This window comes from Pseudomonas sp. MWU13-2517 (genome assembly GCF_023242545.1).
Lineage (GTDB): Bacteria > Pseudomonadota > Gammaproteobacteria > Pseudomonadales > Pseudomonadaceae > Aquipseudomonas.
On the sequence record NZ_JALMFA010000003.1, the window covers coordinates 123,004 to 135,842 of the forward strand.

A 12,839-nucleotide genomic window follows, 5' to 3' on the forward strand; every position below is an offset into this window, starting at 1 on the left:
GACAAGATGACCGCCGCAGTGGCCGTGCCCAAATCGGATCAGTATCCTAGCACCTCCTCGCCCGCCGACGCTAAGACCAAGCGGGCAGCCCAACAGGTTTAAAAACGAATGAATGCTCTAGCCCGCCGCGCCGCAGGCCTGCTGCTCAGCACAGTTTGTCTGCCCCTTTCAGCTTTCGCTGCCGACCCACAACCTACCCATGAATTCACCCTGGATAACGGCCTCAAAGTGGTCGTGCGCGAAGACCATCGCGCACCGGTGGTGGTTTCCCAGGTTTGGTACAAGGTAGGTTCGAGCTATGAAACCCCGGGCCAGACCGGTTTGTCCCACGCCCTGGAACACATGATGTTCAAGGGCAGCGCCAAGGTCGGCCCCGGCGAAGCCTCGCTGATCCTGCGCGACCTGGGCGCCGAAGAGAACGCCTTCACAAGCGACGACTACACCGCCTACTACCAGGTGCTGGCCCGCGATCGCCTGGGCGTAGCCTTCGAGCTGGAGGCCGACCGCATGGCCAGCCTGCGCCTGCCGGCCGATGAGTTCAGCCGCGAAATCGAAGTGATCAAGGAAGAACGCCGCCTGCGCACCGACGACAATCCAATGTCCAAGGCCTATGAGCGTTTCAAGGCCATGGCCTACCCGGCCAGCGGCTACCACACGCCGACTATCGGCTGGATGGCAGACCTTGAGCGCATGAAGGTCGAGGAGCTGCGTCACTGGTACCAATCCTGGTACGTGCCGAACAATGCCACCCTGGTGGTAGTCGGCGACGTAACGCCGGACGACGTTAAAAACCTGGCCCAACGCTATTTCGGCCCGATTCCCAAGCGTGACGTACCACCGGCCAAGATCCCGTTGGAGCTGGCCGAGCCCGGCGAGCGCCTGCTGACCATGCACGTGCAGACCCAACTGCCGAGCGTTATCCTCGGCTTCAACGTACCTGGCCTGGCGACTGCCGAAGACAAGCGCTCGGTACAAGCCCTGCGCCTGATCTCCGCCTTGCTCGATGGCGGCTATAGCGCGCGTATTTCGGAGCAACTGGAGCGCGGTGAAGAACTGGTTTCCGCCGCCTCCACCAGCTACGACGCCTATACCCGTGGCGACAGCCTGTTCACCTTGACGGCCACGCCGAACCAACAGAAGAAAAAGACCGTGGCCCAAGCCGAAGCCGGCCTGTGGCGCCTGCTGGACGAACTGAAAGCCAAACCACCGACCACCGAGGAGCTGGAACGCATCCGTGCCCAGGTTATTGCCGGCGTGGTCTACCAGCGCGACTCCATCACCAGCCAGGCCACGGCCATCGGCTCGCTGGAAACCGTCGGCCTGTCCTGGAAGCTGATGGACACTGAATTGGCCGAACTGCAAAGCGTGACCCCGGAAGATATCCAGAAAGCCGCGCGCACCTATTTCACCCGCGAGCGTCTGAGCGTCGCCCATGTTCTGCCCGAGGAGACCGCTCATGAGTGATCGCAAAAGCAGCCGCCTGATCTTTCCTGGCCTGATCGTCATTACCCTTATCGCCGCCGGCACCGTGTACTTCCTGCGCCCAGGCGAATCCGTCGCCAGCCAGGCGTTGGACAAGGCGCAATCGAGCAACACACTGCGATCCCTGGCCGAGCTGGATGGCAAAGCGCCAACCAACCGCAAGCTCGATGTGCAGACCTGGAACACCGCTGAAGGCGCCAAGGTCCTGTTCGTCGAAGCCCATGAACTGCCGATGTTCGACATGCGCATCCTGTTCGCCGCCGGCAGCAGCCAGGACGGCGACGTTCCGGGCCTGGCGCTGATGACCAACGCCATGCTCAACGAAGGTGTGCCGGGCAAGGACGTGAGCCAGATCGCCAGCGGCTTTGAAAGCCTGGGCGCCGACTTCGGCAATGGCGCTTACCGCGACATGGCACTGGTGTCCTTGCGCAGCCTGAGCGACAGCGATAAACGCGAAGCCGCCCTGGCGCTTTTCGACCAGGTGATCGGCAAGCCGACTTTCCCGGCTGACTCCCTGGCGCGCATCAAGAACCAGATCCTTGCCGGTTTCGAATACCAGAAGCAGAACCCCGGCAAACTGGCGAGCCTGGAGCTGTTCAAGCGCCTCTACGGCGACCATCCTTATGCACATCCAAGTGAAGGCACGCCCGAGAGCGTTCCAAAGATCACCCTCGCCCAGCTGCAGGCGTTTCACGCCAAGGCTTACGCCGCGGGCAATGCGGTGATTGCGGTGGTGGGCGACCTGACCCGCGCCGAAGCCGAAGCCATGACCGCCAAGGTTTCCGCGTCGCTGCCAAAAGGTCCGGCCCTGGCCAGGATCGCCCAGCCAACCGAGCCCAAAGCGGGCCTGAGCCACATCGAGCTTCCATCCAAGCAGACTCATCTTCTGTTCGCCCAACTGGGTATCGACCGCGCCGATCCGGACTACGCCGCTTTGTCCCTGGGCAACCAGATCCTCGGCGGCGGCGGCTTCGGCACTCGCTTGATGAGTGAAGTGCGCGAAAAACGCGGCCTGACCTATGGCGTGTACTCCGGTTTCTCGCCGATGCAGGTACGCGGCCCGTTCATGATCAACCTGCAGACTCGCGCCGAAATGAGCGGCGGCACCCTGCGCCTGGTTGAAGACGTGCTGGCCGATTACCTCAAGACCGGCCCGACGCAAAAGGAACTGGATGATGCCAAGCGCGAGCTGGCCGGTAGCTTTCCACTGTCGACGGCGAGCAACGCCGATATCGTCGGGCAGCTGGGCGCCATGGGTTTCTACAACCTGCCGCTGAGCTATCTGGAAGATTTCATGAAACAATCCCAGGCCCTGACCACAGAACAGGTCAAGGCTGCCTTGAACAAACACTTGAGCGCCGACAAGATGGTCATCGTGACCGCCGGCCCGACGATTGCGCAAAAGCCACTACCGCCCCCCACTGATAAACCCGCCGAGCAGCCGCTCGGGGTTCCGGAGCATTAATGGCCAGTTCATCTCGCCCGAAAAAACCTGTCCACAACGTCCATAACGGCGTGGGCCAACTGCGCATCATTGGTGGTGAATGGGGCAGCCGCAAGCTGAGCTTCCCCGATGTCGTGGGCCTGCGCCCAACGCCGGATCGCGTGCGTGAAACCCTGTTCAACTGGCTCGCGCCGTACATCGGCGGGGCCAAGGTGCTGGACCCGTTCGCCGGCAGCGGCGCGCTGTTCCTGGAGGCCCTGTCCCGTGGCGCGGCCCAAGGCCAGGCGTTGGATGCCAGTAATGTGGCGGTGTCCAGCCTCAAGGAACACCTGGGCACCCTGCGCTGCACCACCGGCCAGGTCCAGACCGCCGACGCATTGCGCTACCTGGAAAACCAGCCGGCCAGCGAATACGACGTGGTGTTCCTCGACCCACCGTTCAACCAGAACCTGTTGCCGACCGTCTGCGCGTTGCTGGAAGAACGCCAATGGCTGGCAGCCGATGCCTGGATCTACACTGAAAGCGAGACCGCACCATCCACCCTTGGCTTGCCGGGCAGCTGGCGCCTGCATCGAGAGCAGAAGTCCGGTCGGGTGTATTACGCGTTGTGGCACCGTTTGGTGTAGGGACGGGCTTGCTCGCGAAGATCCTCAACGATGACACGGAAAACAGGGAGCGCGCGGTGACCTTGCGTTTTTCGCGAGCACGCTCGCGCCTACAGAGCAGGTGCTCATGACCCCTTCTTCCGACCTGTTCAAACCCGCCTTCGGCCTCGGCAACCCACACCTGCAAACGCTGTGGGGGCCTTTATGGCGCCCGACCACCCACATCGAGCGCCAACGCGAGCGCTTATGGCTGGAAGACGGCGACTTCCTCGACCTCGACTGGCATGGCCCCCACGACGCCCAGGCACCTTTGGTGCTGGTGCTGCATGGACTGACCGGCTCATCCAACTCGCCCTATGTGGCCGGCCTGCAAAAAGCCCTCGCCGCGCAAGGTTGGGCCAGTGTGGCGTTGAACTGGCGCGGCTGTTCAGGTGAGCCGAACCTGTTGGCACGCAGCTATCACTCGGGTGCCAGTGAGGATTTGGCGGCGGCGATTGCGCACCTGCGCGCCAAACGGCCGTTGGCACCGCTGTATGCGGTGGGTTATTCGTTGGGCGGCAATGTGCTGCTCAAGCATCTGGGCGAAACCGGTGAACTGTCGGGCTTGCAAGGCGCAGCAGCGGTATCGGTGCCGTTTCGCCTGGACCAGTGCGCAGATCGCATTGGGCTGGGGTTTTCCCGGGTTTATCAAAAGCATTTTATGCGCGAAATGTTGGCCTATATCCGCGTCAAGCAGAGCCGCTTTCTATTGGATGGACGTGCTGAAGGGCTGAAAACCCTGGAGGCGCTTGGCTCACTGGAAAAGATGCGCACGTTTTGGGATTTCGACGGGCGGGTGACCGCACCGCTGCACGGTTTTCTCAGTGCCGAGGACTATTACCGCCGTGCATCGAGCCGTTACTACCTGGGTGAAATCCGCACGCCAACCCTGATCATCCAGGCTGCCGACGACCCCTTCGTGTTCCCCCATAGCCTGCCCGAAGCCAGCGAACTGTCGGATTGCACCGAGTTCGAGCTGCTGGCCAAGGGTGGGCATGTGGGGTTTGTGGACGGCTCGCTGAAACAGCCGGGCTACTACCTCGAACGACGAATCCCGCAGTGGCTACAGACACAACGCGGTTGAATTTCGATCGGACTCACCCGGATTGCTTCAGTCGCCGGTCGCAACGCCACGCGTCGGATCGGTAATCCACTCGCTCCACGATCCCGCATACAACTTGCCCAATGGATAACCGGCCAGGCTCAAGGCGAACAGATTGTGGCACGCCGTCACGCCTGAGCCGCAATACGCCACCAGCTCATCCGGCGAGCGGCCTTGCAACTGCGTGGCGAAACGCTGCTTGAGCTGTTCCGCCGGCAGGAAGCGCCCGTCACTGCCCAGGTTTTCACTGAATGCCGCACATTGCGCGCCAGGAATATGCCCGGCGACCGGATCGATGGGCTCCATTTCGCCGCGAAAACGTGGTTGAGCGCGGGCATCGATCAACGTCATACCCGGATCACCCAAACGTTTTTGCAAGTGTTCGGCATCCAACAGCAGATGATTGTCCGGCGTGCCGGTAAAAGCTCCCGGCTCAATCACCGGTGCGTCCAGGCTCAACGGGAAACCGGCCGCATGCCAAGCCTTGAGACCACCGTCCAGAATAAACACACCATCACGCTTGCCCAGCCAGGCCAGCAGCCACCAGGCGCGGGCGGCATAGGCGCCAGGGCCGTCGTCATACAGCACAATGTCGGTGTCGGCGTTGATGCCCCACGCCCGCAACTGTTGCACCAGGGTGTCCGCCGCCGGCAACGGGTGACGACCGGTCACGCCCTTCGTCACCGGGCCGCTGAGGTGACGCTCCAGGTCAGCGTATTGCGCACCTTCGATATGCCCTTCGGCATAGCTGCAAAGTCCATAGTCGGGGTCTTCCAGGGCAAAACGGCAATCAAGGATCACCAGCCCTCCACGCTGTTGGCGCTCGGCCAGTTGCTGAGGGCTGATCAGTTGCGCAAGCGGCATGACGGACTCCTGTGAACAGATTAGGGAAAGGTCCTACTTCACTTCTTCCAGTGCCTGATTCAACGGCACGTAGAACTCTTTGAACAGTGCATCCACCGCGTCTTTCGCCTGGGGCGTGACAAACCCCGCCTCCAGCACCAGCACCTGATACACCCCACGCTTGATCGCTTCAGCGCTCAAGTGGGCGGAGTTTTCATTGGTGGTACATAGGAAACGCACCCAGGACGTGAGGATGATCCAGGCGTTGAGGGTCAGGGCTTCGGTTTGCACCTTGTCCATATTGAGGATGCCGGCATCGACAAACCCCTGGTAAATAGCGCCGCCCTGGGTCAGGCAACGCTGGGAGAAACGCCGGTAACCGGTGGCCAGTTCCGGGTCGCTTTCCAGCAGGTGTTCCAGGTCACGGTGCAGGAATCGGTAGCGCCACATGCCGGCCAGCACGGCCTGCAGATAGAAGCGTTTGTCTTCAACGGTGACGGCGCGGCCTTGGGGCGGGCGCAGGAAGCTGTCCACCAGGGCTTCATATTCACGAAACAGTACGGCGATGATCGCCTGCTTGTTAGGGAAGTGGTAGTACAGGTTGCCCGGGGAAATTTCCATATGGGCGGCAATGTGGTTGGTGCTGACGCTACGCTCGCCCTGCTGGTTAAAAAGCTCCAGGCTGGTTTGCACAATGCGCTCGCTGGTCTTTACTCGTGGTGCCATAGGGGATCAGCTTCTGTACACGTGATGAGGCATCTTACGGCCTATCCTTGCCAGGATAAATCCGCATGTTGCTGCAATGTTATTTGACAATTTAGAGTAATGACTCTAATAAATGGTGCATTCCAATAATAGTCGGGAAGTGCGCCATGTCTGCCAACGTTGCCTACCTGCAAGATTCCCAGGAGCTGGACCAACTTCAGCACCTGTTCGCTGCCCAACGTCGAGCCTACGCGGCCAACCCGATGCCGCCGGCCGAGCAACGCCAGCAATGGCTCAAGGCTTTGCGCGATCTGCTCAGTGACGAGCGCCAGGCGCTGATCAATGCGATCAGCCAGGACTTCAGCAACCGCAGCGCCGACGAAACCCTCTTCGCCGAATTGATGCCCAGCCTGCATGGCATTCACTACGCGAGCAAACACCTCAAGGGCTGGATGAAACCATCCCGCCGCTCCGTAGGCATTGCCTTTCAACCGGCCTCGGCCAAAGTCATCTACCAACCGCTGGGTGTGGTGGGGGTGATCGTGCCCTGGAACTATCCCTTGTATCTGGCTATTGGCCCGCTGGTTGGAGCTTTGGCAGCAGGTAACCGGGTGATGCTCAAGCTCAGCGAATCGACCCCGGCCACCGGTGAGCTGCTCAAAGCACTCCTGGCGAAAATCTTCCCCGAGGACCTGGTGTGCGTGGTGCTGGGCGAGGCCGAAGTGGGCATGGCGTTTTCCAAGCTGCCCTTCGATCACCTGCTGTTTACCGGTGCCACCAGCATCGGCAAGCATGTGATGCGCGCTGCTGCCGAGCACCTCACGCCGGTCACCCTCGAACTGGGCGGCAAATCTCCAGCCATCGTTTCCGCCGACGTACCGCTCAAGGATGCCGCCGAACGCATCGCCTTCGGTAAAGCCTTGAACGCCGGGCAGACCTGCGTGGCACCGGACTACGTGTTGGTGCCGGAAGATCGCGTCGAGGGTTTCGTCCAAGCCTACACCCAAGCCGTTCGCGGCTTTTATCCGACCCTGGCCGACAACCCGGACTACACCGCCGTCATCAACGAACGGCAATTGGCTCGGCTCAATAGCTATGTCAAAGATGCGACCGACAAAGGTGCCACCCTGATTCCGCTGTATGACCAGGGCCAGGCACGGCGCATGGCCCACAGCCTGCTGCTTGACGTCAGTGACGACATGATCGTGATGCAGGATGAAATCTTCGGCCCCTTGCTGCCGATTGTGCCTTATCGCGGTCTCGACCAAGCGTTTGCCTACATCAACCAACGCCCTCGCCCATTGGCCCTTTATTACTTCGGCTACAACAAGAGTGAACAGAACCGTGTGCTCCACGAAACCCATTCCGGCGGCGTGTGCCTGAACGACACCCTGCTGCACGTGGCTCAGGACGACATGCCGTTCGGTGGCATCGGGCCGTCAGGCATGGGCCACTACCATGGCCATGAAGGCTTCCTGACATTCAGCAAGGCCAAAGGCGTACTGGTGAAACAGCGCCTGAACGCGGCAAAGTTGATCTACCCGCCCTACGGAAAATCGATCCAGAAGCTGATCCAAAAGCTGTTTATCCGTTGATATCACCACCTTCGGGACAATAAAAACAATGAACCCCAGCCTGACTGAATCACCCGCGCTGTCACGGCGCGGCGTCTTGAAAATCGGCCTGTGCGCCAGCGCTTTTCTGGCCACCGCCGGGTTGGGCGCCAGCCTCAGCGGTTGCTCCAGCAGTACCCCGGCCAGCGGTTTTGCCATGCTGCGCAGCAGTGACCTGCCCTTCCTGCGCGCGGTCATCCCGGTGCTGCTCGAAGGCGCGGCCAGCGCCCAGGCAGTGGCCGACGGGATTGAAGAGACCCTGAAGAAACTCGACTACAGCCTGCAACATCTGTCGCCGGAGATGTTCAAGCTCACCCAGCAACTGTTCGATGTATTGGCCATGGGCATCACCCGTGGGCCGCTGACCGGAATCTGGGGCAGTTGGGAAAACGCCAGTGCAGAGCAGATGCGCAATTTCCTGCACCGCTGGGAAAACAGCTACCTGAACCTGCTGCGCATGGGCCAGGGTTCGCTGCTCAAGCTGGTGATCATGGCCTGGTACTTCCGGCCCGGGTCCTGGGCCCATTGCGGCTACCCCGGCCCGCCGAAGATCTGATGCGTACCTTCCATCATAAAAACAAGAGACGACCCTGATGCCCGTACCCGATCTGTTCCGCGACGGCCTTGCCCGCGGCTGGAAAACCCATAATGGCGCCGCCCTCGACAACGACCTGACCCTGGAAGCCGATGTGGCGATCATCGGCAGCGGCGCCGGCGGCGGCACAACGGCTGAAATCCTCAGCGCCGCGGGTTACAAGGTGCTGCTGATCGAAGAAGGTCCGCTCAAGACCAGCAGCGACTTCAAGCTGTTGGAAGATGAGGCCTACGCCAGCCTGTACCAGGAAGGCATCGGCCGCATGAGCAAGGATGGCGCAATCACGATCCTGCAAGGCCGGGCGGTTGGCGGTACGACGCTGATCAACTGGACCTCCAGCTTTCGCACGCCCGACGCCACGCTTACCCACTGGGCCAGCGAATACGCGGTCAAAGGCCACAGCAGCGCCGAGATGGCGCCGTGGTTCGAGAAGATGGAGCAACGCCTGGGCATCGCCCCCTGGGCCCTGCCGCCCAACGCCAACAACGATGTAATTCGCAAAGGCTGCGAAAAGCTCGGCTACAGCTGGCACGTGATCCCACGCAATGTGCGCGGCTGCTTCAACCTGGGATATTGCGGCATGGGCTGCCCGGTCAACGCCAAGCAATCGATGCTAGTGACCACCATTCCCTCCACCCTGGAAAAAGGCGGCGAGCTGCTCTACCTGGCCCGTGCCGAGCAGCTCAAGTACAGCGGCGACACCATCAGCAGCCTGGAATGCGTGGCCATGGACGAACGCTGCGTGGCCCCCACCGGGCGCAGGATTACGGTCAAGGCCAGGCATTACGTGCTGTCCGGCGGCGGCATCAACAGCCCGGCATTGCTGATGCGCTCGGACGCGCCCGACCCGCATTCGCGCCTGGGCAAGCGTACGTTCCTGCATCTGGTGAATTTTTCCGCCGGGCTGTTCGATGAGGTGATCAACCCATTCTATGGCGCGCCGCAATCGATCTATTCCGACCACTTCCAATGGCAGGACGGCACTACCGGGAAAATGTCCTACAAGCTCGAAGCGCCGCCTCTGCATCCAGGTTTGGCCAGCACCTTGTTCGGTGGCTATGGCACGCAAAACGCGCTGGATATGGGCCAACTGCCCCACACCCACGCCATGCTGGCATTGCTGCGCGACGGCTTTCATCCCGACAGCCAGGGCGGCACCGTGGGCTTGCGCGGGGACGGCACGCCGGTGCTCGACTATCAAGTTTCACCTTACGCCTGGGACGGCCTGCGCCGGGCGTTTCACAGCATGGCCGAGATCCAGTTCGCCGCCGGCGCCAAGTCGGTCAAGCCGCTGCATCACGACGCACGTTATGTGAACACCTTGGCCCAAGCGCGCGAGCTGATTGACGGCCTGAATCTGGAACTGCATCGAACCGTGCTGGGCAGCGCCCATGTAATGGGCGGTTGCGCCATGGGCGAAGACCCGAAAATCGCGGTAGCCGACAGCCTCGGCCGCCATCACCAACTGCGTAATCTGTCTATCCACGACGGCTCGCTATTCCCCACCAGCATTGGCGCCAACCCGCAATTGTCGGTATATGGCCTGACGGCGCAGCTGGCGACGGCATTGGCCGAACGTCTGAAAACAGCATGAAAAAACCGGGTATTCACGGTATCTATCTACATAAGTCGACTTGGCCGACCGGGATGGCTGCGATACCATCCGGTTCCCCAACGGACTCCGCCAGGACGACGCGATGAACCGAGTGTTGTACCCAGGTACCTTCGACCCGATTACCAAAGGCCATGGCGATCTGGTCGAACGCGCCTCTCGCCTGTTCGACCATGTGATCATCGCAGTCGCGGCCAGCCCCAAGAAAAACCCGCTGTTTCCCCTGGAACAGCGCGTGGAGCTGGCGCGTGAGGTCACCAAGCACCTGCCCAACGTGGAAGTAGTGGGTTTCTCCACACTGCTGGCTCACTTCGCCAAAGAGCAGAACGCCAATGTATTCCTGCGTGGCCTGCGTGCGGTGTCGGACTTCGAATACGAATTCCAGCTGGCCAACATGAACCGCCAATTGGCGCCGGACGTGGAAAGCCTGTTCCTCACGCCGTCGGAACGTTATTCGTTCATATCCTCGACCCTGGTCCGTGAAATCGCGGCCTTGGGCGGCGATATCACCAAATTTGTGCACCCGGCCGTCGCCGATGCGCTGACGTTACGCTTCAAGAAGTAAGAATTATTGTGGTGAGGGAGCTTGCTCCCGCTGGACGGCGCAGCAGTCCCAGCCTCGTCAAGCAAAGAGCCGGGGCCGCTTTGCGCTCCAACGGGAGCAAGCGCCCTCGCCACAGGCTCGCACTACGAGCGCCAATGCGGCACAATTGCGCGCATTAGTTTTCAGATGCCTTGGCTGACCGCCCTGGCAGGAGTTCCCATGTCCCTGATCATCACCGACGATTGCATCAATTGCGACGTCTGCGAACCCGAGTGCCCGAACGCTGCAATTTCCCAGGGCGAAGAGATCTATGTGATCGACCCCAACCTGTGCACACAGTGCGTCGGCCACTACGACGAGCCTCAGTGCCAGCAAGTGTGCCCGGTGGATTGCATTCCACTGGACGAAGCTCATCCGGAATCGCATGAGCAGTTGATGGAGAAATACCGGAAGATTACCGGTAAGGCCTGAAGAATTATCAGCGCCCCCGCGAGCCTCATCGGGAACAAGCCCGCCCCACAGTCGACCGCATCCTCATCTTGAAGCCTGGTCAACTGTGGAAGACGGTTTGCTTCCGATGGCGATACCGGTCATCACCCAGCAATCAACGTTGGCATTTAGGGCAAAACACGCTCGCCCGCTGCCCCAGCACCACATTGCGCAACTCGCTCCCGCAGACCTTGCACGCCTCGCCTCCGCGACCGTAGACGAACAGTTCCTGCTGGAAATACCCCGGCTGCCCGTCACCCCCGATAAAGTCCCGCAGGGTGGTGCCGCCACGCTCGATGGCGGCCGCCAGCACGCGTTTGATCTCGATCGCCAGCTTCAAATACCGCGCTCGTGAAATACCACCGGCCTCTCGACGCGGGTCAATCCCCGCCGCAAACAGCGCTTCCGTCGCATAGATGTTGCCCACGCCCACCACCACCGCGTTATCCATGATGAACGGCTTCACTGCCATCGAACGACCACGGGACAGTTGGAAGAGGCGATCGCCATCGAACAGGTCGGTCAACGGCTCCGGCCCCAGGCGGATCAGCAGTTCGTGGTTGTGCGGGTCCTGGCTCCACAGCATCGCACCGAAGCGCCGCGGGTCGGTGTAGCGCAGGGCCAGCCCCGACTCCAGCTCGATGTCCACATGCTCATGCTTGGCCGCCGGCATGCCGGTTTCCACCAGGCGCAGATTGCCTGACATGCCCAAATGGCTGATCAGGGTGCCCACTTCAGCATTGATCAGCAGGTACTTGGCCCGCCGTTCCACCAGCACGATACGCTGCCCGGACAGGCGCACATCCAGGTCCTCCGGGATCGGCCAGCGCAGGCGCCGTTCACGCACCACCACGCGGCTGACGCGCTGGCCTTCCAGGTGCGGAGCAATCCCGCGTCGGGTGGTTTCGACCTCTGGTAACTCGGGCATGTATACCTCTTGAAGACAGGTTTAGTGGGCGCCCAGTTCGCGGATCGACAATTTCATGCTTTCGAAGTCGTAGTCCGACAGGCCCACGTAGTCCAGCACCAGATGGCCGATGGCGTTCCACTCATGGTCCACCGCCTGGTTACCCAGCACGCGGCAGGACGAACAAATGTGCTCGGCCATTTTCAGGATCGCCAGCAGGTTTTTCAGTTGCGAATTACGCGATGACTCATCGCTGAAAATCGCCAGGGCGTTGTGATGGTTGGCGATGGCGTCGGTCACATGCTCCGGCAGGCGCCAGGATTTGGCAGTGTAATAGCCGACCACGGCATGGTTGGTGTGAAAGGCGTTGTTCTCCGTATCGACTACGCGGCAATCCGGGCCGGCGTTGGCGTACGCCTCTTCCAGCACCGCCATGTAGTTGGGAAAACGCTTGAGCATCAACGGCACGCCGCAATCGTGGAACAGGCCCAAGGCATACGCCTCGTCGACCGCTTGCGAGCCGGTGCGCTTGGCCAGGGTCAGGCAAGTCATGGCCACGTCCTGGGCGGTGTCCCAGAAGCGGTTGAGGGTGACGATGGTGTCGTCGCTCATCTCGCCCTTGATCGACTGCGCGTTGATCAGGTTGATGACCGAACGGCTGCCCAGCAGGTTCACTGCGCGCTGGATCGAGGCGATCTTGTTGCTCAGGCCGTAATACGGCGAATTGACGATTTTCAGCAAGGCCCCGGACAGGCCCGGGTCCTGGGCGATCAACCGGGCGATCACTTCCAGGTCCGGGTCGGGCATGTACTGCTCCATCTGCAAATCCACCATGATTTGCGGTTGAGGCGGCACGCTG

At 61.2% G+C, this 12,839-nt stretch carries 13 protein-coding genes; 9 read left to right on the top strand and 4 right to left on the bottom strand.

Annotated elements, in window-relative coordinates; genetic code table 11:
* The first annotated feature begins 108 nt into the window (after positions 1-108).
* The 4 genes from M5B97_RS05605 (at position 109) to M5B97_RS05620 (ending at position 4,654) form a co-directional block, all read left to right on the top strand.
* Positions 109-1,464, top strand: coding sequence for a pitrilysin family protein (locus M5B97_RS05605; protein ID WP_248730960.1), 1,356 nt, complete (start codon positions 109-111; stop codon positions 1,462-1,464).
* Positions 1,457-2,947 (top strand): pitrilysin family protein, encoded by a 1,491-nt coding sequence (locus M5B97_RS05610; RefSeq protein WP_248730961.1) that lies wholly within the window; start codon positions 1,457-1,459, stop codon positions 2,945-2,947. The genes M5B97_RS05605 and M5B97_RS05610 overlap by 8 nt, the downstream gene beginning before the upstream one ends.
* The gene (gene rsmD / locus M5B97_RS05615; protein WP_123717157.1) at positions 2,947-3,552 is read left to right on the top strand and encodes a 16S rRNA (guanine(966)-N(2))-methyltransferase RsmD; all 606 of its coding nucleotides are present in this window, start codon (positions 2,947-2,949) and stop codon (positions 3,550-3,552) included. The genes M5B97_RS05610 and rsmD overlap by 1 nt, the downstream gene beginning before the upstream one ends.
* Positions 3,553-3,658: 106 nt before the next feature.
* Positions 3,659-4,654 (top strand): hydrolase, encoded by a 996-nt coding sequence (locus M5B97_RS05620; RefSeq protein ID WP_134659212.1) that lies wholly within the window; start codon positions 3,659-3,661, stop codon positions 4,652-4,654.
* 27 nt (positions 4,655-4,681) lie between these two features.
* Here the strand turns inward: M5B97_RS05620 and M5B97_RS05625 are convergent, their stop codons facing one another.
* Both M5B97_RS05625 and M5B97_RS05630 read right to left on the bottom strand, forming a co-directional pair.
* The gene (locus tag M5B97_RS05625) at positions 4,682-5,536 is read right to left on the bottom strand and encodes a sulfurtransferase (protein ID WP_248730962.1); all 855 of its coding nucleotides are present in this window, start codon (positions 5,534-5,536) and stop codon (positions 4,682-4,684) included.
* A gap of 33 nt (positions 5,537-5,569) precedes the next feature.
* The gene (locus tag M5B97_RS05630) at positions 5,570-6,241 is read right to left on the bottom strand and encodes a TetR/AcrR family transcriptional regulator (RefSeq protein WP_123717155.1); all 672 of its coding nucleotides are present in this window, start codon (positions 6,239-6,241) and stop codon (positions 5,570-5,572) included.
* Positions 6,242-6,387: 146 nt separating this feature from the next.
* Between M5B97_RS05630 and M5B97_RS05635 the strand changes: the two genes are divergently transcribed.
* The 5 genes from M5B97_RS05635 (at position 6,388) to M5B97_RS05655 (ending at position 11,055) form a co-directional block, all read left to right on the top strand.
* Positions 6,388-7,815 carry a coniferyl aldehyde dehydrogenase gene (locus M5B97_RS05635; RefSeq protein ID WP_248730963.1) on the top strand — a complete coding sequence of 476 codons (1,428 nt, stop codon included), beginning with the start codon at positions 6,388-6,390 and terminating at the stop codon, positions 7,813-7,815.
* Between the two features lie 28 nt (positions 7,816-7,843).
* Positions 7,844-8,389: a twin-arginine translocation pathway signal protein gene (locus M5B97_RS05640; RefSeq protein ID WP_248730964.1), complete on the top strand. Its 546-nt coding sequence runs from the start codon at positions 7,844-7,846 to the stop codon at positions 8,387-8,389.
* Positions 8,390-8,426: 37 nt separating this feature from the next.
* Complete coding sequence (locus M5B97_RS05645; protein WP_248730965.1) at positions 8,427-10,022, top strand: GMC family oxidoreductase; 1,596 nt, start codon at positions 8,427-8,429, stop codon at positions 10,020-10,022.
* A 103-nt stretch (positions 10,023-10,125) separates the two neighbouring features.
* Positions 10,126-10,605, top strand: coding sequence for a pantetheine-phosphate adenylyltransferase (gene coaD, locus M5B97_RS05650; protein ID WP_003176711.1), 480 nt, complete (start codon positions 10,126-10,128; stop codon positions 10,603-10,605).
* A gap of 198 nt (positions 10,606-10,803) precedes the next feature.
* Positions 10,804-11,055, top strand: a complete 252-nt coding sequence (locus M5B97_RS05655) for a YfhL family 4Fe-4S dicluster ferredoxin (protein WP_123717151.1) — start codon at positions 10,804-10,806, stop codon at positions 11,053-11,055.
* Positions 11,056-11,188: 133 nt separating this feature from the next.
* On the opposite strand, the gene mutM is transcribed toward M5B97_RS05655, so the two are convergent.
* Complete coding sequence (gene mutM, locus M5B97_RS05660) at positions 11,189-12,001, bottom strand: bifunctional DNA-formamidopyrimidine glycosylase/DNA-(apurinic or apyrimidinic site) lyase (RefSeq protein ID WP_123717150.1); 813 nt, start codon at positions 11,999-12,001, stop codon at positions 11,189-11,191.
* Positions 12,002-12,022: 21 nt separating this feature from the next.
* The gene (locus M5B97_RS05665; protein ID WP_177421597.1) at positions 12,023-12,835 is read right to left on the bottom strand and encodes an HDOD domain-containing protein; all 813 of its coding nucleotides are present in this window, start codon (positions 12,833-12,835) and stop codon (positions 12,023-12,025) included.
* Positions 12,836-12,839 lie beyond the last annotated feature (4 nt).